The sequence below is a fragment of the Methanothermobacter defluvii genome (assembly GCF_003385755.1).
GTDB lineage: Archaea > Methanobacteriota > Methanobacteria > Methanobacteriales > Methanothermobacteraceae > Methanothermobacter > Methanothermobacter thermautotrophicus.
This window is the reverse complement of the sequence record NZ_QREL01000001.1, coordinates 428,808-452,758: the sequence shown is the minus strand read 5'-3', so window position 1 is coordinate 452,758 and position 23,951 is coordinate 428,808. Positions and strand designations below refer to the sequence as shown.

Sequence of the window (23,951 nt, the reverse complement as noted above, 5' to 3'; positions counted from 1 at the left end):
GCCTCCTACGGACATAAACCCATCATAGAAGCATCCTAAAACCTGTAAACAGTAATATGATTATGAAGATGTACCTTATGTACCTCACATCAACCCTGTGGGCGATTAGAGCCCCCAGCCGTGAGGAAGGGACACTCATAACAATAACAAGCAGAAACTGAAGGAGGTTAACATAACCGACAGTGAAGGGGCCCCCTGGCCCTGCGAGGATGTAGGAGATGGTCCCTGATGCAGCCGTAAATGCAATTACAAGGGAGGATGTACCAACGGCCTCGAGGACATCAAAGCCCGCCACCATCACAAGGAGCGGTACCAGGACCACACCCCCACCGATACCGAGGAGACCTGATAGAAAACCTGCCAGGAAGCCAAGGGGAAATGCTACATTCCGCCCAAACCCTGAAGGCGAAATTCTGGATGATAGAAGGAGCTGTGCTGAAACCAGAATGAGTAAAACACCGAAAAACGCCCTGAGGACATATGCGGGTGATGCTGAAGCTGTGAAAACACCTGCCACGCTACCGCACGCACCAAGAACGCCCATGGTGATTCCAATCCTGGAATCGACACACTTCCTCCTGTAATGGGAGTGGGCTCCGCTGAGGGCCGTTGGAAGGATGATGGCAAGGCTAGTCCCGAAGGCCGTCCTTATGGCGATATCTGGTGGTGTGCCCCCAGCCTCCATGAGAAAGAATAGCACCGGAGCTATTATGAAGCCGCCGCCAACTCCGAGAAGGCCCGTTGCAAGTCCAGCCAGAAGTCCCGTGAGTAAAAGTGCCAGCACATAAATTAATGGATCCATATTCAACCCCGTTAGCTGCCTGACCACGATAATTTATAAGTGGAGAGTTTCATATTTCATGCTGTTAGTTATTAAATTTCTTCTGGGTGAATAACTTTGAGATCAGAGAGGTTCATGGTAGCCGGCATAATCTTCATTGGAGTGGCGGTCACACTCCTCCTGACAGACCTTCTGGATCACATCATAACACCCTTCACACACGTGTTCCTCATGGGCTCCTCAGAGGGCAAGGACGTGATATTCTTCACCGTAATGGGGACCATGTTCCTCCTGGCACCCCTCTTCAGGGAGGATGGGCTGGTGGGGAGATCTTCACGCCTTGATAAGAACAGCTACCTCCACATCGCAGCCCTCCTTGCATTCATCACATACATCACAGGGATTGCAGTAGAGATCCTGATACGCCTCGGGATGGGTGTATCGCCCTTCACCACCTTCATATCAATGGATCCCCCGGCATCAACAAGCATCACCCACTCACACGTCTTCAAGGCCAGTCTGAGTCCCCTGACGGGTCTCATTGTCCCTGCATCATCAGGAATCCATACCGGTTCTTCGCTGGCAGGTTACATCCCCTTTTTGCTGCCTGTGACCCTCACGGTGATCCCTGTAATCTATCTGATGGGACTCCTTTCAACAGGGGATCGGAGGGACTTCCACGTTGCAATAGTGATATTCGCAACCGCCACAACCATAATAGGGATAATCGATGGGGGACTGTTCTCTACCCCTGCCCTTGTGGGTCTATCCGGGATACTCGGCATGGGTGCCCTGAGGGTCCCCTTCAGTCCGGGCAACCTTAAAGTCCCCACCCTCATAATAGCTGGGCTCATAGCCGTGCGCATACTCCTGGGGATCCTCGGATCAGTCCCGGAATACTATGAGGTCACTGTACTCGAGCCATCAGGTAACCTCGAGTTCGATGGACTTCATGTACTCTCAGAAGATAAGAAGGGTGATAGAATCATCTTAAAGCTCTCATCAGATCAGAACGAGATGGAACTCCTGAATAAACTCACAGCTCGCCTTGATGGAAGATGCCATGGTTTCTTCATGACATGGAACTTCTTTTCATTCTTCTAGGGAGGATCAGGAATGAAGCTCAGCATAATCATACCAGCATACAACGAGGAGGAATATCTTCCAGGACTGCTTGAAAGCATAAAGAATCAGGACTTCGATGATTATGAGGTTATAGTCGCAGATGCAGACTCAGATGATAATACGAGGAAGATAGCAGAAGAATACGGTTGCAGGATTGTTGATGGAGGTATGCCTGCGGTGGGAAGAAACAGGGGAGCTGCCGCTGCCAGGGGCGAACTGCTGCTCTTTCTGGACGCCGACCTTGTCCTCACCGACGGGTACCTCAGGGATGCTGTTGAGGAGTTTGAATCAGAGGACCTTGGAATTGCAATAACCCAGATGATACCCATCTCAACCAGGCGACGCGATAAGATACTTCATGAATTTGCCAACAGATTCATGATACTGGTTGAATCCATAAAACCCCATGGAGCCGGATGCTATGGCATACTGACACGCAGGGACCTCCATGAGAAGGTGGGTGGCTTCGATGAATCCCTGGACTTTGGGGAGGACACAGACTACATTGAAAGGATAGGGAAGATAAGCAAGTTCAAGGTCCTCAGGAAACCCAGGGTCCTGGTATCCATAAGGAGACTGGAAAAGGAGGGACTTAAGAACCTTGCATTCAAGTACACCAGGAGCACCATCTATGACTTCATGGGCAGGAGGGTCAGTGCAGGTGACCTTGGCTATGAATTCGGTCACTCCCGGAGGAAGAGGAGGGTCCTCTATTCTGTCTGCGGTGAGGGCATGGGTCATGCAATACGCAGTGGTGTGATCCTCGATAAACTCACAGAGGACCATGAAGTCCTCATATTTGCAAGTGACCGCGCCTATAAGTATCTGAGCAGTAAATTCGATAACGTCCATGAGATATACGGGTTCAACACTGTCTACGAGGATAACAGTGTAAACGACGTTAAAACCTTCCTGAGGGCCATGAAGACCTTCCCAAGGGACCTCAAGGAGAACCTGAGACTCCTCTACAGGATCGCGAGGGACTTCAAACCGGATGTTGTGGTCTCCGACTTTGAGTTCTATGCCAGTGTTGTGAGTAACATGCTCCGGATCCCCCTCATAAGCATCGATAACATGCACGTTATAACCCAGTGCCGTATAGAGTACCCTGAGAGGTTCCGCAGGGATAAGCTGAAGGCAGAGGCCGTTGTGAGGTCCTTCATTGTGAGACCCAGACGTTATCTGATAACCAGTTACTTCTTCCCGGAGGTTAAAAACCCTGATAAGGTATCCATGTATCCCCCTGTACTCAGGGAGGAGATAATGAATCTTAGGCCATACTATGGAGATCACGTGATGGTGTACCAGACGAGTCAGTCAAACAGGAAGCTCCTTGAGGTCCTGAGGTCCATTGACAGGGAATTCGTTGTCTATGGCTTTGACAGGGAGGGGGTTGATGGGAACCTCACCTTCAGGAGATTCAATGAGGATCAGTTTTTCAGGGACTTTGAGTCTGCAGCCGCTGTTATAACAAATGGAGGCTTCACCCTTATAAGTGAGGCCCTGTACCTCAGGAAACCCGTCTACAGTGTTCCCGTGAGGGGACAGTTCGAGCAGATACTGAATGCAGTTTACCTTGAGAAGCTCGGCTACGGGGAGTTCCATGAGAAAACCGAAAGGGAAAGCCTTGAGAGATTCCTTGGCAGACTGGATATTTACAGAAGGAACCTTGAGGACTATGATGGTGGTAACAACGAGATCATAGAGGCCCTTAAGAGGACCATAGATGAGTGCTCTCGAGGATGCTGAAAATGCAATTTTTTAAGGAAAATCCTGTGAAAGACAGTAGAAAATTAATAGATACAATTTGAATAGAGTAAGAAATCAAAAATTTGTAGAATTAATAGAAATTGGTGTGACCAGAGGGTCACAGCAACATCAAACTTCTCTAACCTAAAAATTATGTGTAACTAGAGAGTCACGCCAAGATCAAGCTGCTCTGTGAGCTCCTTGTACCTGTTCCTTATGGTTACCTCTGTTACACCTGCAACCTCTGCAACGTCTCTCTGGGTCTTGCGTTCCCCGAGGAGGACCGATGCTATGTAGAGGGCCGCTGCTGCAACACCCGTCGGACCCCTTCCTGATGTGAGGCCGTTTTCCATTGCCATCTCAATTATCTCGATGGCCTTGGACTGTACCTCTCCTGAGAGGCCGAGTTCGCTTGCAAACCTTGGTACGTAATCCACCGGGGATGTTGGAGGTAACTTTATGTTGAGTTCCCTTGTGAGGAACCTGTAGGTCCTTCCAACCTCCTTCTTGCTCACCCTTGAAACCTCTGCAATCTCGTCAAGGGTCCTTGGAACGTTGCATTTCCTGCATGCGGCGTAGAGTGATGCTGCAACCACTCCCTCAATGCTCCTTCCCCTGATGAGTTTGTTCTCAACGGCTCTCCTGTATACCATGGAGGCCGCCTCCCTCACACTCCTAGGGAGCCCTAGCCTTGATGAGTCACGGTCAAGTTCGCTCAGGGCAAATGCAAGGTTCCTCTCGGTGGCTCCTGATATCCTTATCTTTCTCTGCCACTTCCTCAGACGGTACCACTGGGCCCTGTTCCTTGCAGGTATGTCCCTTCCATATATGTCCTTGTTTCTCCAGTCTATCATTGTTGATAGACCCTTGTCGTGTATGGTGTAGGTTATGGGTGCACCTACCCTTGTCCTCTTATCCCTCTGTTCGTGGTCAAAGGCCCTCCACTCTGGACCCATATCAACCAGGTTATCGTCTATGACAAGACCACACTTTCCACAGACTATTTCAGCCCTCTCGTAGTCGCCCCTAAGGTCATCGGAGCCGCACTCAGGGCATTTTGTTTCCTTCTCTATTTCAGAAACATCAGACCTCATTTTCTCCTTCGTTTCCTTCGCCCCCATTTTTTCACATTCTTTATACCCACGTATAAAGTCTCTCCAACTCGGTTCTCAAACTTTTCAGGATTTACTGCACGAAGTGGTTTGATGGATATGTATGGATTCCGTGTAGGTCCAAAGATATCGTGCACTTTTCCTATCCTTTTCCCATCAGAAGTAAAAACAGGTGCTCCAAGCTGCGGTGTTCTATCTGAACGTGCTATGATCCTTCCCTTGTTGGAGACATGTGAAATATTCCCTAAAGCCTTCATAATTCACCGAAAATTTTATATACTGTATTCTCTAACTACTAGTATATAAATGTTTCGATAATTTTATATAAAATCAAAGCCATGGGGTCATGCTGTCATCTGTCTTCCATAGTAGACTGCTGCAATGAGACCTATCAGTGTCGGTGCAATATAACTTGCGAGCCTATCAACAACACTGGCTGCCATGACATAGTCTGCACCTATCCCTGCAACAGCAAATAGACCCACGAGTATCCCCTCTCTCAACCCAAGGGACCCTGGCAGAAGCGGAAGAAGGGATATGAGGATCCCAACTGTGTAGATTATTATGAGTGGAACCACAGGTGGTGAGACACCCACAGCCAGGAAGCAGACATAGAGCCGGCAGACATCAAGGGCCCACATCCCCAGTGATATGAAGAATCCAATAACAAAGACCCTCCTGTCGGTTATTGCGGTTGAGAACCCATCATTGAATCGATTTATATAGAATATGACCTTCTCGTGTATCCCAGAAAAACTGATGTTACCTTCCCTAAACCTTGATAACCATGAAACCAGTCTCCCTGTTAAAGAAAGGGCTATCTTCTGGGCTATTTTTTTGTTCATACCTGCATAGACCGCCAGGGAGAACCCTGCAATGGTCACAAGGATCAGAACGCTCACAACTATCCTGGTCCAGATGGATATCTCCCAGGTCATTATGAGCACCGCAGAGAGAATGGAGATCAGAGCAAAGGGTATGAACTCAAAGACCCTGTCTGCTGTGGATGATGCGAAACCGATCTCAAAGGGTGTGCCCTCAACCTCACGCAGAAGGTAGGCCCGCAGTGGCTCACCACCGGCAGCCCCCGGCGTTATGTTATTCCCAAATATGCTGGTAAAAAGAAGCATCATGAGCCTCGTAAAGGAGGGAGCATCATCAACCACATCCAGAATGAGCCTCCACCTCAGGGTCCACAGGACAAGTATGATGGCCTCCAGGATGAAATTGATTGCAAGGAAGTAGGGGCTGGTCTCCTCAAGTGCCCTCAGAATATCACTGAAACCTGCAAAGAAACCTATAAAGAATATTACAACAGCAACCGCAACGAATGAGAGAAGGATGGTCCTTCTGTTCTCTCCGATGTAATCAAAGACGCTGCTCTCTCCCATTGAAACCAACTACTTCCGAAGGCCGAGGATTTCTGAAAGGGAAATTCCGCCTTCAACACCCTCCACTATCGAGTACTCCTTCTCCTTTACCTTCAGGGCGGCCCTGACGACCTCTCCTGTAACCTCAGATGGCACCACAACCACCCCGGATTCATCACCAAGGAGCAGGTCACCATTTTTAACCAGGACACCATCACACTCAAGTTCTACATTGAGCTGACCCTCGGCTCGAGGTTCTCCTGCACAGGGAACATAGTCACGTGAGAATACAGGAAAATCAAGTTCAAGGATGGCGTCAACATCCCTGCAGGACCCGTAAATAACGACCCCTGCGATACCCTTCTTCAGGGCGGTTTTTGAGGTGAGTTCACCCCACACTGCCCTCTCATCACCGTCAGCACCTATAAAAATAATTTCCCCAGGTGATGCAGCATCAATGGCCATGACTGATGTTCCCCAGTCGTGCTGGGATGTCCTGGCTGTGACCACTCTGCCACAGACACGGAGGTTGTTCATGGGTTTTATTGAGGGTATCACACCCACCTCACCTGTCACACTCTTGAGGGCATCTGAGATCTGGGGCGCCGATATCCCCGATAGAAGCCCTACAGGATCCGCGGGTGAGCTGAGCCTCCTGAGACGATCAATTGGTTTCATACCTCTCCTTGCCATCCAATCAATCCTGGGGAGTTGTGACCTCTTCGACCATGGTCCTTCCGGCTACAACTTCATCAACACTGTGGATGGAACCACCATAACTCTCTATTGCCCTTGTTATCTCATCGAAATCCAGGTCGTTTCCCTGGATGGTCACCTTGATGTTCTCGGTTTCCTTGTCTATCTCCATGAGGGTGATGTTAACTCCCTCAACACCCCTCAGTTCACTCAGATACTTTGCATATTCAGGTATTATGGGTTCGTGGGGTTTCAGTATATCCAGAACGATTCTAATAAGGCCCTTAGCCACCATCTTTCCTCCATGAATCTGTTAAAATGATATAGTATTATGATAAAATGAATATTTAAATATAGCCCAGAAACACGTCTCTGATTATTTTATATATCAGTATCGTCATATAAGATATAGATATTATCAAGTTATTAAAGGGCTACATATGTCTCTTATTAAGCTTCAGCAGATAACCGATGAGTTAGAGGAACTTAAATATCAGGGAGAACAGGGAATACCCATACTGATTGAGGGACGTAAGGATGAAGAAGCCCTGCGGGAGCTGGGCGTCAACGGCCCCTTCATAAAGGTCTCAGGCTCCAGACTGAGCCTTTCGGAAATTGCCCTCAAGGCATCTAGGGCATCGAGGGCCATAATACTCACAGATTTTGACAGGAAGGGCAGTGAACTTGCAAAAAGACTCTACATGGACATGCAAAGTCTTGGAGCAGATCCAGACCTCAGGATACGGCGCAGACTCATGGGGATGACACGGAGATACATCAAGGATATACAGAGCCTCCCTTCATACATTGAAAGGCTGAAGCTGGAGGTGTGCCCATACCCCCTTGATAATATCTGAATGCTGTTATCATCACACTTCAATTTGATAACCAGTCATTCCTCAAAAGGAGGGTTTACATGGGAAAAGAAGAGATAAGTACAACTAAATACCTCATTCACGCTCAAATTAACGCTAATGGAATCGTAGAGAAACCAGATGTCGTGGGGGCGATATTCGGACAGACAGAGGGCCTCCTCAGCAACGACCTAGACCTCAGGGAACTCCAGAAAACAGGAAGGATCGGTAGAATCAAGGTTAACATAACATCACGTGGTGGTAAATCAAAGGGGGAGATAATAATACCATCAAGCCTTGACCGTGTTGAAACCGCCATACTTGCGGCTTCCCTGGAAACAATAAACCGTGTCGGGCCATGCGAGGCCTACATCCAGGTCACAAAGGTTGAAGATGTAAGGGCCGTTAAACGTAAAAGGGTCGTTGAGAGGGCCAAGGAGATCTACGCGAGCATGATGGAGGAGGTTGCCCCTGAGAGCCTCAAGATGATCGAGGAGGTAAAGGAGGCCATGAGGGTCCATGAGATCACCGAGTACGGTGAGGAGAAACTCCCGGCCGGCCCCAACGTTGAAACTTCAGACGCCATACTTGTGGTTGAGGGAAGATCAGACGTGCTCAACCTCCTCAAGTACGGTATAAAGAACGCCATAGCAGTGGAGGGTGTCAGTGTACCAAAAACTGTGGCGGATTTAACCAGAAAAAAGACTGTTACAGCCTTCGTTGACGGTGACCGGGGCGGTGAACTCATACTCAAGGAACTCCTCCAGGTTGGTGAGATAGACTACGTCACCCGGGCTCCCAAGGGCAAGGAGGTTGAGGACCTTGAGAAGGACGAGATAATGATGGCCCTTCGTAATAAGGTGCCCGTTGAACAGTTTTACCATGACCTTGGAATGAAGAAGGATAAGAAGAAGACAGAGGACAAGATGGTGCTCCTACGTAACATCCTGAAGGAGCTTGAGGGCACCGGGAACGCCGAGATACTCGACGACGCCCTCAACATACTCAAGGAGGTTAAGGTTGAGAACCTCTACGATGAACTGAGCAGGGTAAACAACCACCCCTACGCCGTGGTATTTGATGGTGTTATAACACAGCGCCTGGTTGACCTCTCCTTCGAGAAGGGGCTCAGATACCTTGTGGCCGTGAGAAGCGGGGATATAGTGAAGAAACCCCACAACCTCAAGATTATAACCGGTCACACCTGAAATTACAGAAGGCATCCAAAATGTATGTTGATATGAACCGTGAATATCTGAAGGATATAAACACCACGGAAGACGTTAAGATACCTGAGGATCCCCTTGAAAGGGTTATAGGGCATGAGGATGTCATGCCCATGATAAAGATAGCTGCGAAGCAGCGAAGACATCTGCTACTTGTTGGACCGCCGGGCATAGGAAAATCACTGCTTGCCCAGGCAATATCCTTTCATCTCCCTGAACCATCCGAGGAGATAACAGTTGTCCACAACCCTGAAAGGCCAGAGAGGCCCTTCGTTGAGGTCAAAAACCGCAAGGAGATAGAGGATGAAATCCTTGAAATCGAAAGGGCTGAGGGAGAACTCATAGACCCCCAGAGCGCCCCTGATGCCGTTGCAGAGCGGCTGGGTTTCAAGTGCATCCACTGCGGTGAATACAGCAGCGCCTATAACAGTATCTGCCCGCGGTGTGGTGGGGACAAGTTTTCACACATCAAGGCCAGGAGAAAACATATCGGAGACCTCCTTGGAATGTTTGAGATGAGCTCAGGGAGCCTCAGCGTCCCCCAGAAGAGGGTGACAACGACCCGCATCATTGATGGTGTTGAGGAGGTTGTGATCTATGAGCGGGTTGGTGGTGAGGAGATCAAGGTCCTTGACCAGAGGGCCCTTGAAAAGCGAAGGCAGATTGTTGAGGAGAAACCCAGGAACGTGATAGTGCCACTTGATAGAAAAACCTTTGTTCAGGCCACCGGGGCCAGTGAAACCGAACTCCTGGGAGATGTCCGTCATGACCCCTACGGAGGCCACCCTGACCTTGGATCACAGCCCTATGAACGCGTTGTGCCGGGGGCCATCCATGAGGCCCATGAGGGTGTTCTCTTCATAGACGAGATAGTTCACATTGCAGGCCTTCAGAGGTTCATATTCAGCGCAATGCAGGATAAGACATTTCCCATAGTCGGTAGGAACCCCCAGAGTGCTGGAAGTTCCGTCAAGGTCGATGAGGTTCCATGTGACTTCATATTTGTCGGTGCCTGCAACATTGCGGACCTCCAGTACATACTCCCCCCTCTGCGATCAAGGATCCAGGGAGAGGGTTATGAGCTTCTTCTGAACACCACAATGCCTGATACCGATGAGAACCGGGCAAAGATAGCCCAGTTCGTTGCACAGGAGATAGAGCTCGATGGAAAGATACCCCATGCCCGTGCCGCTGCCGTTGAACTCCTCATTGAAGAGGCTAGACGGAGGGCAAGGGCCGTGGATGATGTTGATAACGCCCTCACCCTCAGGCTCCGGGACCTCGGAGGGGTTGTGAGGATGGCCGGGGACCTTGCAGTTATGGATGGAAGCCCCTACATTGAGACCAGGCACATGGAGGTCGCCATAAGGAAGGCTGTTTCAGTTGAGGACCAGATAATAAGAAGATACAAGAGCTATGAGAAGGCCCTCGAGAAGGATCTATCAAGCTCCCAGAGGATGTCACAGCATGGATACAGCAGTGAGAACATAGACCGCAGCTACATGTAGTGAGAACTGCATCAGGCTGAGTTCGATGAGTGCATGATCCGCAAGATTTAAGTGGATATTTATGGTAGATACCATGAATATGAAGAGGGAGTCAGAGGAAAGGCAGGGTCTTCTTGAACGTTACAATTTTCCAGAGCTCATTGAGGATTACCTCATTGAACTTGAGATCAGGAATTACTCTCCAAACACGATAAAGACGTACAAATCAATCGTTAAAAACTTTTATGAGTTTCTGATGAATGAGGATGACCTCTACGATGACCAGAGGGTCCTCAGGTCCTTCAAGAGGTATATACAGTACCTTAAAAGGGATAAAAAGGTTACACAGAACTATATCTACCTTGTAACCGTTGTTGTTAAGAAGTTCTTTGAGTTCAGTGGCATAGACTGCCTGGAGGAGGTCAAGGCCCCCAAGAGGACCAAGTCCCTCCCCAAGTCCCTCAATGAGGATGAGGTCAAAAGTCTCATCAACGCCGTTGAGGTGGCTGATGATGGCTCCGTCATAAGGAGGTTCATAAAGACCCGTGACCGCCTTATACTCTCACTTCTCTACTCATCGGGTCTCAGGGTCTCCGAGCTGGTCTCACTCAGGATCAATGACATAGACCCTGATGAGAGGACCATAAGAATCAGGGGTAAGGGTGATAAGGATCGTATAGTCCTATTTGATGAGAACACCCGTGATCTTCTCATGGATTACCTCAAAAGAAGGATTCATGAAAGCGAGTACCTGTTCCTCAACCGTTTCGGGGATCCCCTCACCCCCAGGTACGTTCAGATGATGATAAAGAACTATGCACGGAAGGCCGGGATAAAGAAGAAGGTCACCCCACACATACTGAGGCACTCCTTTGCAACCCACCTCCTCAAGAACGGTGTGGATATAAGGGCCATACAGCAGCTTCTGGGCCATTCAAACCTTTCAACGACACAGATATATACCAGTGTGGATATGCAGACCCTTAAAAATGTTTATGACCGGGCCAGACTCCTCTAATTAATTTATTTTCAGTTCTTTCAATAAAATTCAGGTCAGGAGTCAGCAGATGACCTGAATTCTTCCTTTAAGGGCGGGATTAATTTTTCAGAAGGTCAGTGGCTTCATCGAGCCATGGAAAGTTATATATACTGGCAATCCCAATTTACCTTTATATCCATAAATTTGAATATATTGATTGGAGGTTAAAGGATTGTTACAGGAATTCGCCGATTATGTAACATACAATCTCATGGGCCTTGAACCGGCCTCCCACCTCGGAAGCGCCGTTAACTTCTTCATATACGACACCATAAAGATATTCATACTTCTCGCCACACTCATATTTGTCATATCATTCATAAGAACATACATACCGCCCAACAAGGTTAAGGAAACACTTGAAAAAAGACACAAGTACACAGGAAACTTCATAGCAGCCCTGGTTGGTATAATCACCCCCTTCTGTTCATGTTCAGCCGTACCACTGTTCATAGGCTTCGTTGAAGCTGGCGTGCCCCTGGGTGCAACATTCTCATTCCTCATATCATCCCCCATGATAAATGAGATAGCAATAATACTGCTCCTTGGACTATTCGGATGGCAGATAACCGCCTTCTATATACTATCAGGTTTCATAATCGCAGTTCTTGGCGGAATCCTCATAGGAAAGCTTAAAATGGAAACCGAACTTGAGGACTACGTCTACGAGACACTGGAGAAGATGAAGGCCCTGGGGGCAGCCGATGTTGAACTACCAAAACCAACACTCCGGGAGAGGTACGTGATAGCCAAGAATGAGATGAAGGATATACTCCGCCGTGTTTCACCCTACATAGTTATAGCAATAGCCATCGGGGGATGGATACACGGTTATCTCCCCGAGGATTTCCTCCTCCAATATGCCGGTGCAGACAATATATTCGCTGTTCCGATGGCAGTTAAATAGGAGTGCCGCTGTACTCAAACGCCGCCGGCACCATCCCCCTCATATCAGCCCTCATAGAGAAGGGAATGGCTGCCGGAACCGCACTGGCACTTATGATGTCAATAACCGCCCTGTCACTCCCCGAGATGATAATCCTCAGGAAAGTGATGAAGCCAAAGCTCCTCGCCACATTCATAGCAATCCTGGCAGTCTCAATAACACTGACAGGATACATATTCAACCTAATAATCTAGAGAATCTACAACATGTCATGTTAACAGTTCAACTTGATTGAGGTGAAATGATGAAGATACAGATATATGGTACAGGATGTGCAAACTGTCAGATGCTCGAAAAGAACGCCAGAGAAGCAGTCAAAGAACTTGGAATCGATGCCGAATTCGAAAAGATAAAGGAAATGGACCAGATACTGGAGGCAGGACTCACAGCCCTTCCAGGACTGGCAGTCGATGGTGAACTGAAAATCATGGGCAGGGTGGCCTCAAAGGAGGAGATCATGAAGATCCTCTCCTGAACCCCCCTCATTTTCATGGTGATGACTATGGTCAAAGACGAAGAAAAGGGCTTTGAAGGAAAAATAAAGGCAATGATCTCATCAAAGGCATGCGCCTGCCAGACAGGCATCCTTGAGAAGAAGAAGTCAGGGCTGAGGTACGTAAACTGCAAGGGCTGCGGTAAACTATTCAAAACCGACAGGGACACCGAGTACTGCATGGACTGTGAAAAAAGATGAAGTGATGGAGATGAGAATAACATTCCTGGGCGGTGGAAGGGTAGTCAGGATAATCCTCGGGGGCCTCCAGAGGACAGGTAAACTACCCGGGGAGGTGATGGTGTGCGACCCCGATGAGGATTCCCTCAGAATCCTTGAGGATGAATTCGGGGTTAAAACATCAGCTGACTGCAGCAGCATGGAAGGAGATGTGATATTCCTTGCAGTGCATCCACCTGTCCTGAAGGATGTTCTGAACAAAATGGAGTCCCCTTCCCCTGAATCACTGATAGTGTCCCTGGCACCCAGGATCAGAATAGAGGAGATACAGCAGGCACTGGACCACCCAAAGGTCGCGAGGGTCATACCCAACGCCCCCTCTCTTGTTAACAGGGGCTACAATCCCTTCAGCGCGGCAGATGAACTCACCGGCACTGACCTGGAAATACTTCAATCACTATTTGAACCTCTCGGAAAATTTCCAGAGGTATCCGAGGACAAACTTGAAGCATACGCCGTTATAACTGCAATGGGTCCGACTTATCTATGGTTCCAGCTGGCTGAACTGGAAACACTGGCCGTTGAGTTCGGCATGTCCCCTGATGAGGCTGCAACCGCTGTGCATTCCATGGCATCAGGCGCAGTGGAGGCCCTCTATTCACACCCAAACAGGGATATGGTTATGGACCTCATACCTGTGAAGCCCCTAGAGGATGCAGAGGATGATATAAGGGCCATCTACAGAGAAAGTCTTATGAGAATATACCAAAGCCTTACGGAGTGACAGCACCCTAAGGAGGTATGATATGTACAGAAAAATATTGCTTGCAACGGATGGATCCGAATGTTCAATGCAGGCTGCAGGATACGCCATTGAAACTGCAGCGCAGAACCAGGCCGAACTTCTGGCACTCACGGTCACAGAGACCTACCCCCTTGATAACCTTCCTGTGGAGGAACTCACAAGGAAGGTGACGGAACTCTTCAGGAGGGAATCAGAGGAGGCCCTCCAGAAGGTCGAGGACCTTGCAGTGAGTCTCGATACTCCTGTTAAGGTCCGTAAAATGATGGTGGATGGTTCACCCGCAGAAACAATTCTGAAAGTCGCCGATGAAGAAAACGTGGATCTCATAGTTGTAGGGGCATCAGGAAAACATGCCCTTGAAAGGTTCCTCCTTGGAAGTGTGTCAGAGAAGATTGTGAGACACGCCAGGGTACCTGTGCTTGTGGTCCACAGCCAGAAACTTGAATGTTAGGTAGTACCATGAATTCATGTAACGCTGATAGACCAAGTCCCGAGCAGATTGAGAGATTGAAAGAAAGGCTTGCTGGACTCCCGGATGAGGATAAAATAAAGAAGGAAGCAGCAGCCCTTAAGGCCCTGGCAGATCCAACCCGCCTTCTCATAATCTACCTCCTCTCTGAGGGTGATCTCTGCGTATGTGAAATAATGGCTGCCCTTAAAAAGCCCCAGCCAACCATTTCACACCACCTGAACATACTCAGGAGGGCTGGTTTCCTGAAGGCAGAGAAACGCGGTGTATGGGTTCACTACAGTCTGGCCAGTGATGAACTCATCTCAATGATAAAGCAAGTGATTGAAGCAAGTGATTACTAAGGTGGTATCTTGACCGGTGATTCCTGCAGCTTAAATGGTGATATCTGTCCATCAAGGCTCGGATTTCTCGATAAATATCTGACACTCTGGATTTTCCTTGCAATGGCGGCAGGTGTTTCAATCGGATACTTCTTTCCTGAATCCCGTCAGTTCATAAACATGTTCCAGGTGGATACAACAAGCCTCCCCATTGCCATTGGACTCATACTGATGATGTATCCTCCCCTTGCAAAGGTTCATTACGAGGACCTCCCTGATGTCTTCAGAAACTTCAGGATACTTGGACTTTCACTGTTGCAGAACTGGATCATTGGCCCTGTACTGATGTTCATCCTTGCCATTGTCTTCCTGATGGACCATCCAGAATACATGATCGGTCTCATACTAATAGGACTCGCAAGGTGCATTGCGATGGTGATAGTCTGGAATGAACTTGCCATGGGCGACAGGGAGTACGCCGCGGGGCTTGTGGCATTCAACAGCCTCTTCCAGGTTTTCTTCTACAGCATATATGCATGGGTCTTCATAACCCTCTTACCGCCACTCTTCGGGGTTCAGGGGACTGCTATCGATGTCAGTATATCTGAGATAGCAAAGAGCGTCTTTATCTACCTGGGGATACCCTTCATTGCAGGATTTTTGACCAGGTACATCCTCCGGAGAAGGAAGGGTTCTGAGTGGTACGATACAAGGTTTATCCCCAGAATAAGTCCCCTGACACTAATGGCGCTCCTCTTCACCATCGTGGTGATGTTCAGCCTGAAGGGAGACTATATAGTGCAGATACCCTTTGATGTGCTTCTAATCGCCATACCCCTCATCATCTACTTCGTGTTCATGTTCCTAATATCCTTCATCCTGGCATACAGTGTGGGGGCTGATTACTCGAAGTCATGCGCCATTTCATTTACAGCTGCAAGCAACAACTTTGAACTTGCAATAGCTGTCGCAGTGGCCGTCTTTGGTATAGATTCAGGTGTGGCATTCGCAGCCGTTGTGGGACCACTCATCGAAGTGCCTGTACTCATAAGCCTTGTAAATGTAGCACTGTACTTCCAGAGGAGACTATACAAAGAGGTTTAAATTCTCTTTTTCATTCAAGCGGAGGATTCTGAAGGGAATCCTCCACCAGATTTATTTTTGTTTAGATCATCTGCGGTAGGACTGGGTAGTCCAGACAAAGACAATCATCACGTTATTCTGTCGGCATAGAACTGCTCAAAGAACTCAAATATGAATACAAGGCCATCATCACTGCTTTCAACCTTAATATGTCCTCCAAGCTGCCCTGCAAGATTGTCCATCATCCGGAACCCGAAGGACCCCCCTTCTGGAAAACTGACATCCTCAGGTAAACCTGGACCACTGTCCCGGTATACCAGCCGGTGACGGCCATTGAATCTTCTAATTTCGATGTGTATCTCACCGCCCCCACTTAAGGCGTGTTTGAGGGAATTGGAAATCAATTCTGCAGTTATGAGCGCCAGTGGAACTGCCGTATCCATGTTAAGCTCTGCAGTATCCCCGCTAACGGTAACCCTGACATCGGATGCCCTCCCATGGGCACTGATGAGATGTGATGAGAGGCTCCTGACATACTCCTGAAAATCAATTATGTAGGTGCCTGAAGAGGGATAGGCGCGCTCATGTATCATTGCAATCGAGCGCAGCTGGTTCACGTAGTCCCTGAAAAACTCCTCAACGCCTGGATCCTCTATGTACCTTATCTGGAGTGAGAGGAGACTTATGATGAGCTGGAGGTTGTTCTTGACCCTGTGGTGAAGTTCCCTCAAGAGCTGTTCCTTCTCCTCGATGGACCTTTTAAGGTACTCATTGATGGCCTTCTCCCTCACAAGTTTAACCCTGTTCTTCTTTGCCTCATGCTTGTAGAGGGCCATTTCAAGGTTCACCCTTATATCTCTCTCATGGAATGGTTTGAGGATGTATGCATATGGCTCAGTCTCCCGTGCCCTCTTCACAATCTCATCACTGCTGTAGGCTGTGAGGTATAGGACCGGGATGTCCATCTTCTTCTTTATTATCCTTGCAGCATCGATACCATCCAGTTCGCCCTCCAGCATGATGTCCATTATTATGGAGTCAGGTTCCAGTTTTTCCAGTGACTCAAGTAGGTCCTCTGCTGAATGGAATATTGCAGCGACCTCATAACCTGCATCCTCCAGTATGTACCGGATATCCTGGGCAACCAGTTCCTCATCCTCAACTATAACAACCCTTCCCCTCATCATTCACCACCAGCATCAAAGGTGACCGTGAAAACAGCCCCATCACGGTTCTCTGCAACTACTGATCCATTGACTCTCCTGAGCATGAAGTTAACGAGTTTAAGACCAAAACCTGGCGAATCTGAAACCTCAAAATCCTGAGGAAGCCCGCAGCCGTTATCTGCAACCACAAGTGTGCCCCTTCCATCTGAGACCGAAAGCGTGATCCTCACCTCACCATGGGAGTCTATACCATGATTTATGGCATTTGTAACGAGTTCATTGACAATGAGGCCAATGGAAACCGCGGTGTTGATTCCCACCCTGACCTCATCAAGTTCCGTCCTGAATACCGTGTCCCTCCCCCGGCACATATTTCGGAGTTCAGAAAGCAGTTCCTCTATGTATTCCGCAAGGTTGACCACCATCATGTCCCCTGATCCATAGAGCTTCTCATGGACGAGGGCTATGGACTTAACCCTGTTCTGACATTCCATGAATATTTCAAGGGACCTCTCATCCTCTATGTACCTTGACTGAAGCCTCAGGAGACTCGATATCAGCTGAAGGTTGTTCTTGACCCTGTGGTGTATCTCAGATAGGAGGAATTCTTTCTCCCTTATGGAAGCCTCAAGGGACTCCCTGATACGTTTATCCTCTGTTATATCCTGTTTTATCCCTATCAGAGACTTTGGATTCCCTTCGGAGTCCCTCAGCACCTCTGCCCTGAGCAGCACGGATGAAGTGGAACCATCATCCCTGAGTATCCTGTATTCACCCTCGAATGAACTCAAAGACCTGATTGAGTCATTGAAGGTCCTGCGTTCATCAGGGTGTATCCTTGAAACCATCTCATGAATGTTACCACTGAATTCATCCCGTGGGATTCCAAGTATCCGCAGGGCCTCATCAGAGCATGATAGGGTGTCCGAGGCAATGTCCCACTGCCAGCTTCCTATCCTCCCTATCTTCTGCGCCTCCCTCAGCTGCCAGTTGCTCTCAATAAGGGACTGCTGTGTCCTTTCAAGCTCCTGCTCCTTTTCAATCTCCCTTATGGCCCTCTTTATTGCAATGGGGACCTTTGAAAAGTTGCTCTTGAGGACGTAGTCGGTGGCCCCGGCCTTCAGGGCCTCAACTGCAAATTCCTCACCGATCTTGCCACTTACAAATATGAAGGGTACCCATGGGCACCTCTCCCGGGCTATTGAAAGGGCTGAGAGGCCATCAAAGGAGGGCAGGGAGTGGTCTGCCAGTATAACGTCGGGTCTGAACTCATCAATGGCCCTTATGAAGTCCTCTTCATTATCAGCGGTCTCTGATATGAACTCAATTCCGGCCCGCCTTATCTCCCTCTCCATGAGCTCAACGTCCAGCGGGACGTCCTCAAGTATAAGAATCCTGCATGTCATCCTATCATCTGATCATTTTTGAACCATGTCACATATCTTGATTACTGTTTACAGCAAGTACCTCCATGGAACTTAATCACCGGGTTCCAATAAGGCTTATCTATGATTTGGACCTAAATATAGTTTATGAGAAAATTCAGAAGGCCCCTCGTTGTGCTCAGCCGCTGCATTGAACATGACCACTGCCGCTACGACGGGTCAATGATATCAAGTCCCTTTGTGAGGCAGTTCGAAGACTACGCAGACTTCATAACGGTCTGCCCGGAGGTTGAGATTGGACTTGGTGTTCCAAGGCCGCCCATCCACATAACAGAGGTGGATGGTAAACCCAGGCTTGTGCAGCCAGAAACCGGCAGGGACATAACAGCTGACATGAGATCATTCATAGACTCATTCCTGGGTTCGCTGGATGCTGTTGACGGCTTCATACTTAAGAACAGATCGCCCTCATGTGGCATAAGGAACGTGAAGGTCTACCGTGGTGAGGGTCGGCGCCCTGGACGTGACGGAATGGGTTTCTTTGGAAGGGCCGTGATGGAGAGATTCCCCCACCTCCCCCTTGAAGATGAGGGGAGGCTCCGGAACCTGCAGATAAGGGAGGACTTCCTCATCAAGCTCTACCTTGTAAGGGACCTCCGCTCCGTGGAGGGGCTGCAGGACCTCATAGACTTCCACACCCAGAACAAGTTACTCCTGATGTCCATCAGTCCAGAGGGACAGAACATCCTTGGAAGGGTGATAGGAGAGCAGACGGACCATGAGGATGCAATTAAGGAATACTCAGAAATATTCCATGAAATCATCCGAGAGCCCCTTAAACCTGAAAGACTGATCAACGCCCTGCTGCACGCCTTCGGCCATTTTTCATCGGAACTCAATGGCGGGGAAAAGAAATACTTCCTTGAATCTGTTGAATGGTACCGCAGGGGTGTGGTGCCACTCCTTGTGCCAATAAGCATACTCAGATCATGGGTTGTGAGGTTCGGGGATATCTACCTCGAGAAACAGACGCTATTTGAGCCCTATCCACGGGAGCTCGTGCCGGTAACCCTCATCATCTGAGGGATCAGGATGATACATGCTGAAAGGATAAGAAACCTCAACGGTGAGGAGTCAGATCTTCGCGGCAGTTACGTTGTGTACTGGATGCAGGCATCTGTGAGGAGCCACTGGAACCATGCCCTTGAATACGCCATTGAAACTGCCAACAGTCTCAAGAAGCCCCTTATAGTGGTTTTTGGTCTTACAGATGATTTCCCAAATGCCAATTCCCGCCATTACCGTTTCCTCATTGAGGGTCTCAGGGATGTGAGGTCAAATCTCAGGGAAAGGGGGATTCAGCTTGTGGTTGAAAGGGACTCTCCACCATCCGTTCTTCTCAAATATGCTGATGATGCCGCTGCAGCTGTGACAGACAGGGGATACCTTGACATACAGGAGGAATGGGTGGATGATGCTGCAGGTGCACTTCACATCCCCCTCACGCAGGTTGAGTCCAACGTCATAGTACCTGTCGAAACGGCCTCAGATAAGGAGGAGTACTCCGCAGGGACCTTCAGACCAAAGATAAAAAGGCACCTGAAGAGATTCATGGTCCCCCTGAGGATGAGGACCCTGGAGAGGGATTCCCTGGACCTTGAACCGGGACCTGAATTTGAGGATGCTGTGAGGGACTTCAGGGCCCCTGAGGAGCTTGAGCCTTCAGTATTCCGGGGCGGAACATCCAGCGCCCTTTCCATCTTCAGTGAGTTTCTGAGGGAAAAACTTGAATGCTTTGAGAGGTACCGGAACGACCCTGTGAAGAACTGCCTCTCCAATATGAGCCCCTACCTGCATTTTGGACAGATATCCCCCCTCTACCTTGCACTGAGGGCTTCAGAGACCGGTGAATGTCCCGAGTTCCTGGAGGAGCTAATTGTGAGGAGGGAGCTCAGCATGAACTTTGTCCATTACAGTGACAGTTACTCAAGCATCAGTTGCCTCCCTGAATGGGCCCAGAGAACCCTCATGGACCATGTGGCTGATCCCAGGGAGTATGAGTACAGCCTCAGGGAACTTGAATCCGCCAGTACCCATGATCCCTACTGGAACGCTGCGCAGCAGGAGATGGTCATCACAGGGAAGATGCACGGCTATATGAGGATGTACTGGGGTAAAAAGATACTTGAATGGACCGATCACCCTGCAAGGGCCTACGACATTGCCCTTTACCTCAATGACAGGTATGAAATTGATGGCAGGGACCCCAACGGATTCGCGGGAGTTGCATGGTGCTTCGGTAAACATGACCGTGCCTGGGCTGAAAGGGAGATCTTCGGTAAGGTCAGGTACATGAATGACCGCGGACTTAAGAGGAAGTTCAGGATAGATGAATACGTCGATAGAATCAGGGGCCTCATGGATGAGTAGAGACCACACAGCAGATGAAGAACTTTATCCTCAGGTCCAGTCACCTGGGGTCCACATAATGATACAAAACTTTTTATCCTCAGGTGACCAACTATCTAGGGGACTCTAATTATATTACCATTCACTCCAGGGAGGTTAGGATATGAACATTAACCTTGAGGGATACTACAGAATGCGTTACACATTATTCAGATGGAGACACAATCAGAACTGGATAAACAAGACGGTGATGGCCTTTTTCATGGCCTGTGTAACAGGCCTCCTGGCCCAGGTTGTCATCCCACTGCCATGGACACCCGTACCAATCACAGCCCAGACACTGGCAGTCCTCATGTCAGGTGTGATCCTTGGAAGGTACTGGGGTGGGCTGAGCCAGCTAATCTATGTGATCATCGGTGCAGCCGGCGTACCCTGGTTTGCAGATATGAGCGGCGGCCCTGAGGTACTCCTGGGGGCCACCGGCGGTTACCTGCTGGGATTCATCCTCGCAGCCCTTCTTCTGGGTCACTTCGTTGACAGACACATAAGGGCCAGAAAGTTCACCCCCATGCTGGGACTCATGGCAATAGCAAACTTCGGCCTCATATACATACCCGGACTTGTTGTGCTGGGCCTCTGGAGCCTGAAGACCCAGGGCACACTGCCGGGACCATGGGAACTTCTGGTAATGGGACTGCTCCCATTCATACCAGGGGACATCCTGAAGATAACCGGGGCTGCTGCCCTCACAAGGGCCATAACACCCAAGGAGCCCTATGGTGAAGAGATTGACATCCAGAAGGCAGAAGGGTGGAGGGTGCCCTGATCTAACCATCAGGGCCCATCACCTCCTATGCATGAGGGGCTTTCAGGGGTACGGCTACAGTGAGGAGTTCACAGAAAACCTTGCACGTATCATCCATGAAATAAAAGGTAACCCCTCAGCTTCCCTCATGATCGTTGATTTTCCAGATGACATATGCCGGGCCTGTCCCTTCATGGATGGTCTCCGGTGTCTCAGGGATGAAGAAAGGATCAGATCCATGGACAGGAGAGTCCTGGAACTTCTTAAACTGGAGAGCGGCTGCATGGTGACCTTCCATGACATTGAAGACACCCTGCTTGCTCTAATCACTTCAGGCAAGATCATGGAGATATGCGGGGAATGCTCCTGGATGGATGTATGCCTCATCCACAGGTAGTTCTTTGCAGGTGAGACCATATGATTCAAAGAAAACTTGGGTCGACAGATATAGAGGCATCAGTTCTGGGTATAGGCGTTATGCGCTTTCCAGAGGTTGACGGTAGGCTTGATAGGCCTGCGGCAGATAGGATCATGGCCTTCGCCCTTGACAATGGTATAAACTACATTGACACCGGCTACACCTACCATGGTGGTGAAAGTGAGGTTTTCATAGGGGACTTCCTCTCAGAAAACGATTACCCTGATGTTTACGTTGCAACCAAGCTCCCCACCTGGCTGGTGAGGGACAGGAGGGACATGGAGGGTTATCTGAATGAACAGATGGAAAGGCTCAGGGGTAAGCTGGATATATACCTCCTCCACAACCTTAAAATGGACTCCTGGCTGGCCCTGAGGGACCTGGGGGTGCTTGAATTCCTGGACTCACTCAGGGATGAGGGTATATATGCTGGTTTCTCATTCCATGACACTGCAGACGTCTTCTTTGATATATTCGACGCCTATGACTGGGACCTTGTTCAGGTCCAGCACAACATAGTCGACGATGAACAGGCAAACCCCGCCACCATATCCCATGCAAAGTCCCAGGGCGCGGGTACCGTTATAATGGAGCCCCTCCGTGGGGGTTCACTGGTAAGGAACATCCCCCCTGAGGTCATGGAGATATATGAGATGGGCGGGCGGCCCAGGAAACCGGTGGAGTGGTGTCTGAGGTACCTCTGGGACATGGATGATGTTGATGTTGTTCTGAGTGGAATGAGCAGCATCTCCGAAGTGAGGGAGAACATCAAAATCGCATCATCCCCTGAGGAACTTACAGAGGATGATCATGCAATCTTAAGGGAGGTTAAGAGGGCCTACCGTATGAGAAAGAGTGTGCCCTGCAGTGAGTGTGGCTACTGCATGCCCTGCCCTGAGGGCGTGGACATACCACGTAACCTCAGACTACTGAATGACATCTACAGGTTCATGAGCACCAGGGGTGTTAGAACAGAGTACCGTAAGATCATGGGTGAGGCGGAGAGGGCCTCAAACTGTTCCGGGTGTGGCTCCTGCATGCCCTGCCCCCAGATGATTGACATACCCTCTGAACTCAGGAGGCTCCATGAGAAGCTTGGATAGGTGAATCAGCTTGATTGAAAGGTTGAAGTACTCCATTAAAATCTCATTTATGCTGGCTGTTCTTGGTTCTGCTGTCCTTTTTATCTGGGGAATGATCGGAAGGCTGGAGATCAGCTGGGATGTTCTGAACTCAGCCCTTGAGGGTTTTGTTGCCTTTGGTATATTTGGATTCATACTGGGCTTCCTTATATATGACCTTGAGTCCTGATAAACAGATGTGAGTTGAGGGTCCTCCAGGGGATCACACCAACCATAATGACTTATGTATCATATAACATAGTAATTGAAGGGGGTGATTTCTTTGAAGGTTCCTGAAAATTTCAACCTCCTTGTTACACTGCGCGGCCAGAAGGGTGGAACTGCAGGCGAGGAGATAGTTGGTCTTGAAGAGACTGAAATGGCGCTATCCAGGTACGAAGGGGAACTCAGAGTCATTGAATCTGATTTTCCAAATGTTATGATGTTTGATCTTAATATGGATCCCCTTGAAGCGGTTAATATTATCAAAAATTCTCCAACGACTGTCATATCAAAGGTTGTTCCTGTGGAGGCTGTTGTGAGGACAAGACTGGACAGTATACTCGAGAAGGTAATAGCGCTGGTATCAGAAAAGGTTGAGGCAGGTGAAACCTTCAGGGTGATCTGTGATCTGAGGGGTAGAAGGTACATCAGGTCAGCCGGAGAGATTGTTGAAGCTGTTTCAGAGGCTCTTATGGAACGTTTCCCCATCACAGAATCAGATGAACCTGACTGGATCATCCAGATTGAAGTGGTGGGTGATTCTACAGGTGTCAGTGTTCTCAGGCCCCATCAGGTGATTAAGAAGGAATGATAGTCCCCTCAAATAATACCTCCCTGAATTAGGAATTTTTACGCAACATATATAGATACTCAAATACATAGAAAACTCCCTGTTTAGAAATTTTT

At 49.0% G+C, this 23,951-nt stretch carries 29 protein-coding genes; 21 read left to right on the top strand and 8 right to left on the bottom strand.

The window, feature by feature from the left end; genetic code table 11:
• Positions 1-22: 22 nt before the first annotated feature.
• Complete coding sequence (locus C7452_RS02505) at positions 23-802, bottom strand: sulfite exporter TauE/SafE family protein (RefSeq protein WP_170130275.1); 780 nt, start codon at positions 800-802, stop codon at positions 23-25.
• 96 nt (positions 803-898) lie between these two features.
• Here C7452_RS02505 and C7452_RS02500 point away from each other — a divergent pair, with 96 nt between their 5' ends.
• A complete protein-coding gene (locus C7452_RS02500) occupies positions 899-1,885 on the top strand; it encodes a hypothetical protein (protein ID WP_115892111.1) in 987 nt (328 codons plus the stop codon).
• A gap of 12 nt (positions 1,886-1,897) precedes the next feature.
• The gene (locus tag C7452_RS02495; protein WP_115892110.1) at positions 1,898-3,655 is read left to right on the top strand and encodes an MJ1255/VC2487 family glycosyltransferase; all 1,758 of its coding nucleotides are present in this window, start codon (positions 1,898-1,900) and stop codon (positions 3,653-3,655) included.
• 161 nt (positions 3,656-3,816) lie between these two features.
• Here C7452_RS02495 and C7452_RS02490 read toward each other — a convergent pair whose 3' ends face one another.
• The 5 genes from C7452_RS02490 to C7452_RS02470 all read right to left on the bottom strand — a co-directional run bounded on the left by C7452_RS02490 (position 3,817) and on the right by C7452_RS02470 (position 7,128).
• On the bottom strand, positions 3,817-4,749 hold the full coding sequence (locus C7452_RS02490; RefSeq protein ID WP_048176603.1) for a transcription initiation factor IIB: 933 nt from the start codon (positions 4,747-4,749) through the stop codon (positions 3,817-3,819).
• Complete coding sequence (locus tag C7452_RS02485) at positions 4,746-5,024, bottom strand: Gar1/Naf1 family protein (RefSeq protein WP_084126197.1); 279 nt, start codon at positions 5,022-5,024, stop codon at positions 4,746-4,748. Before C7452_RS02485 ends, C7452_RS02490 begins: the two co-directional genes overlap by 4 nt.
• Before the next feature lie 87 nt (positions 5,025-5,111).
• A complete protein-coding gene (locus C7452_RS02480; RefSeq protein WP_048176605.1) occupies positions 5,112-6,158 on the bottom strand; it encodes a UPF0104 family protein in 1,047 nt (348 codons plus the stop codon).
• Between the two features lie 9 nt (positions 6,159-6,167).
• Entirely contained in the window at positions 6,168-6,815 is a 648-nt protein-coding gene (locus tag C7452_RS02475; RefSeq protein WP_245942789.1) for an RraA family protein, read from the bottom strand.
• 19 nt (positions 6,816-6,834) lie between these two features.
• Positions 6,835-7,128 (bottom strand): DUF211 domain-containing protein, encoded by a 294-nt coding sequence (locus C7452_RS02470; protein ID WP_010876522.1) that lies wholly within the window; start codon positions 7,126-7,128, stop codon positions 6,835-6,837.
• 145 nt (positions 7,129-7,273) lie between these two features.
• On the opposite strand from C7452_RS02470, the gene C7452_RS02465 reads away from it, so the two are divergent.
• The 12 genes from C7452_RS02465 to arsB all read left to right on the top strand — a co-directional run bounded on the left by C7452_RS02465 (position 7,274) and on the right by arsB (position 15,759).
• The gene (locus tag C7452_RS02465; RefSeq protein WP_048175557.1) at positions 7,274-7,690 is read left to right on the top strand and encodes a toprim domain-containing protein; all 417 of its coding nucleotides are present in this window, start codon (positions 7,274-7,276) and stop codon (positions 7,688-7,690) included.
• Between the two features lie 59 nt (positions 7,691-7,749).
• Positions 7,750-8,895: a DNA primase DnaG gene (gene dnaG, locus C7452_RS02460; RefSeq protein WP_048175558.1), complete on the top strand. Its 1,146-nt coding sequence runs from the start codon at positions 7,750-7,752 to the stop codon at positions 8,893-8,895.
• Between the two features lie 20 nt (positions 8,896-8,915).
• A complete protein-coding gene (locus C7452_RS02455) occupies positions 8,916-10,421 on the top strand; it encodes a Lon protease family protein (protein WP_115892109.1) in 1,506 nt (501 codons plus the stop codon).
• Between the two features lie 61 nt (positions 10,422-10,482).
• Positions 10,483-11,418 carry a site-specific tyrosine recombinase/integron integrase gene (xerA, locus tag C7452_RS02450; protein ID WP_115892108.1) on the top strand — a complete coding sequence of 312 codons (936 nt, stop codon included), beginning with the start codon at positions 10,483-10,485 and terminating at the stop codon, positions 11,416-11,418.
• Positions 11,419-11,611: 193 nt separating this feature from the next.
• On the top strand, positions 11,612-12,346 hold the full coding sequence (locus C7452_RS02445) for a permease (RefSeq protein WP_281270429.1): 735 nt from the start codon (positions 11,612-11,614) through the stop codon (positions 12,344-12,346).
• A 2-nt stretch (positions 12,347-12,348) separates the two neighbouring features.
• Positions 12,349-12,579 (top strand): permease, encoded by a 231-nt coding sequence (locus C7452_RS09230; RefSeq protein WP_281270428.1) that lies wholly within the window; start codon positions 12,349-12,351, stop codon positions 12,577-12,579.
• Between the two features lie 50 nt (positions 12,580-12,629).
• On the top strand, positions 12,630-12,860 hold the full coding sequence (locus C7452_RS02440) for an MTH895/ArsE family thioredoxin-like protein (RefSeq protein ID WP_115892107.1): 231 nt from the start codon (positions 12,630-12,632) through the stop codon (positions 12,858-12,860).
• 27 nt (positions 12,861-12,887) lie between these two features.
• Positions 12,888-13,079 (top strand): hypothetical protein, encoded by a 192-nt coding sequence (locus C7452_RS02435; RefSeq protein ID WP_170130274.1) that lies wholly within the window; start codon positions 12,888-12,890, stop codon positions 13,077-13,079.
• 4 nt (positions 13,080-13,083) lie between these two features.
• Entirely contained in the window at positions 13,084-13,842 is a 759-nt protein-coding gene (locus tag C7452_RS02430; protein WP_245942788.1) for a pyrroline-5-carboxylate reductase family protein, read from the top strand.
• Between the two features lie 22 nt (positions 13,843-13,864).
• A complete protein-coding gene (locus C7452_RS02425) occupies positions 13,865-14,314 on the top strand; it encodes a universal stress protein (protein ID WP_115892104.1) in 450 nt (149 codons plus the stop codon).
• 8 nt (positions 14,315-14,322) lie between these two features.
• Positions 14,323-14,676: an ArsR/SmtB family transcription factor gene (locus tag C7452_RS02420; RefSeq protein WP_245942785.1), complete on the top strand. Its 354-nt coding sequence runs from the start codon at positions 14,323-14,325 to the stop codon at positions 14,674-14,676.
• Positions 14,677-14,685: 9 nt separating this feature from the next.
• The gene (gene arsB / locus C7452_RS02415; protein WP_269899796.1) at positions 14,686-15,759 is read left to right on the top strand and encodes an ACR3 family arsenite efflux transporter; all 1,074 of its coding nucleotides are present in this window, start codon (positions 14,686-14,688) and stop codon (positions 15,757-15,759) included.
• A gap of 107 nt (positions 15,760-15,866) precedes the next feature.
• Here arsB and C7452_RS02410 read toward each other — a convergent pair whose 3' ends face one another.
• On the bottom strand, positions 15,867-16,922 hold the full coding sequence (locus C7452_RS02410) for a histidine kinase dimerization/phosphoacceptor domain -containing protein (RefSeq protein ID WP_245942772.1): 1,056 nt from the start codon (positions 16,920-16,922) through the stop codon (positions 15,867-15,869).
• Positions 16,922-18,310, bottom strand: coding sequence for a sensor histidine kinase (locus tag C7452_RS02405; protein ID WP_115892101.1), 1,389 nt, complete (start codon positions 18,308-18,310; stop codon positions 16,922-16,924). Before C7452_RS02405 ends, C7452_RS02410 begins: the two co-directional genes overlap by 1 nt.
• Before the next feature lie 126 nt (positions 18,311-18,436).
• Here C7452_RS02405 and C7452_RS02400 point away from each other — a divergent pair, with 126 nt between their 5' ends.
• From C7452_RS02400 to C7452_RS02370, 7 genes are all read left to right on the top strand, one after another.
• Positions 18,437-19,372 (top strand): YbgA family protein, encoded by a 936-nt coding sequence (locus C7452_RS02400; protein ID WP_115892100.1) that lies wholly within the window; start codon positions 18,437-18,439, stop codon positions 19,370-19,372.
• A gap of 9 nt (positions 19,373-19,381) precedes the next feature.
• The gene (locus C7452_RS02395) at positions 19,382-20,719 is read left to right on the top strand and encodes a deoxyribodipyrimidine photo-lyase (protein ID WP_115892099.1); all 1,338 of its coding nucleotides are present in this window, start codon (positions 19,382-19,384) and stop codon (positions 20,717-20,719) included.
• 142 nt (positions 20,720-20,861) lie between these two features.
• Complete coding sequence (locus C7452_RS02390) at positions 20,862-21,524, top strand: biotin transporter BioY (protein ID WP_115892098.1); 663 nt, start codon at positions 20,862-20,864, stop codon at positions 21,522-21,524.
• Positions 21,478-21,900: a DUF1284 domain-containing protein gene (locus C7452_RS02385; RefSeq protein ID WP_115892506.1), complete on the top strand. Its 423-nt coding sequence runs from the start codon at positions 21,478-21,480 to the stop codon at positions 21,898-21,900. The genes C7452_RS02390 and C7452_RS02385 overlap by 47 nt, the downstream gene beginning before the upstream one ends.
• A 20-nt stretch (positions 21,901-21,920) precedes the next feature.
• Positions 21,921-23,024 carry an aldo/keto reductase gene (locus tag C7452_RS02380; RefSeq protein WP_115892097.1) on the top strand — a complete coding sequence of 368 codons (1,104 nt, stop codon included), beginning with the start codon at positions 21,921-21,923 and terminating at the stop codon, positions 23,022-23,024.
• A gap of 10 nt (positions 23,025-23,034) precedes the next feature.
• Positions 23,035-23,232, top strand: coding sequence for a hypothetical protein (locus tag C7452_RS02375; protein WP_115892096.1), 198 nt, complete (start codon positions 23,035-23,037; stop codon positions 23,230-23,232).
• Positions 23,233-23,325: 93 nt separating this feature from the next.
• On the top strand, positions 23,326-23,856 hold the full coding sequence (locus tag C7452_RS02370) for a THUMP domain-containing protein (RefSeq protein WP_115892095.1): 531 nt from the start codon (positions 23,326-23,328) through the stop codon (positions 23,854-23,856).
• The last annotated feature ends 95 nt before the right edge of the window (positions 23,857-23,951 follow it).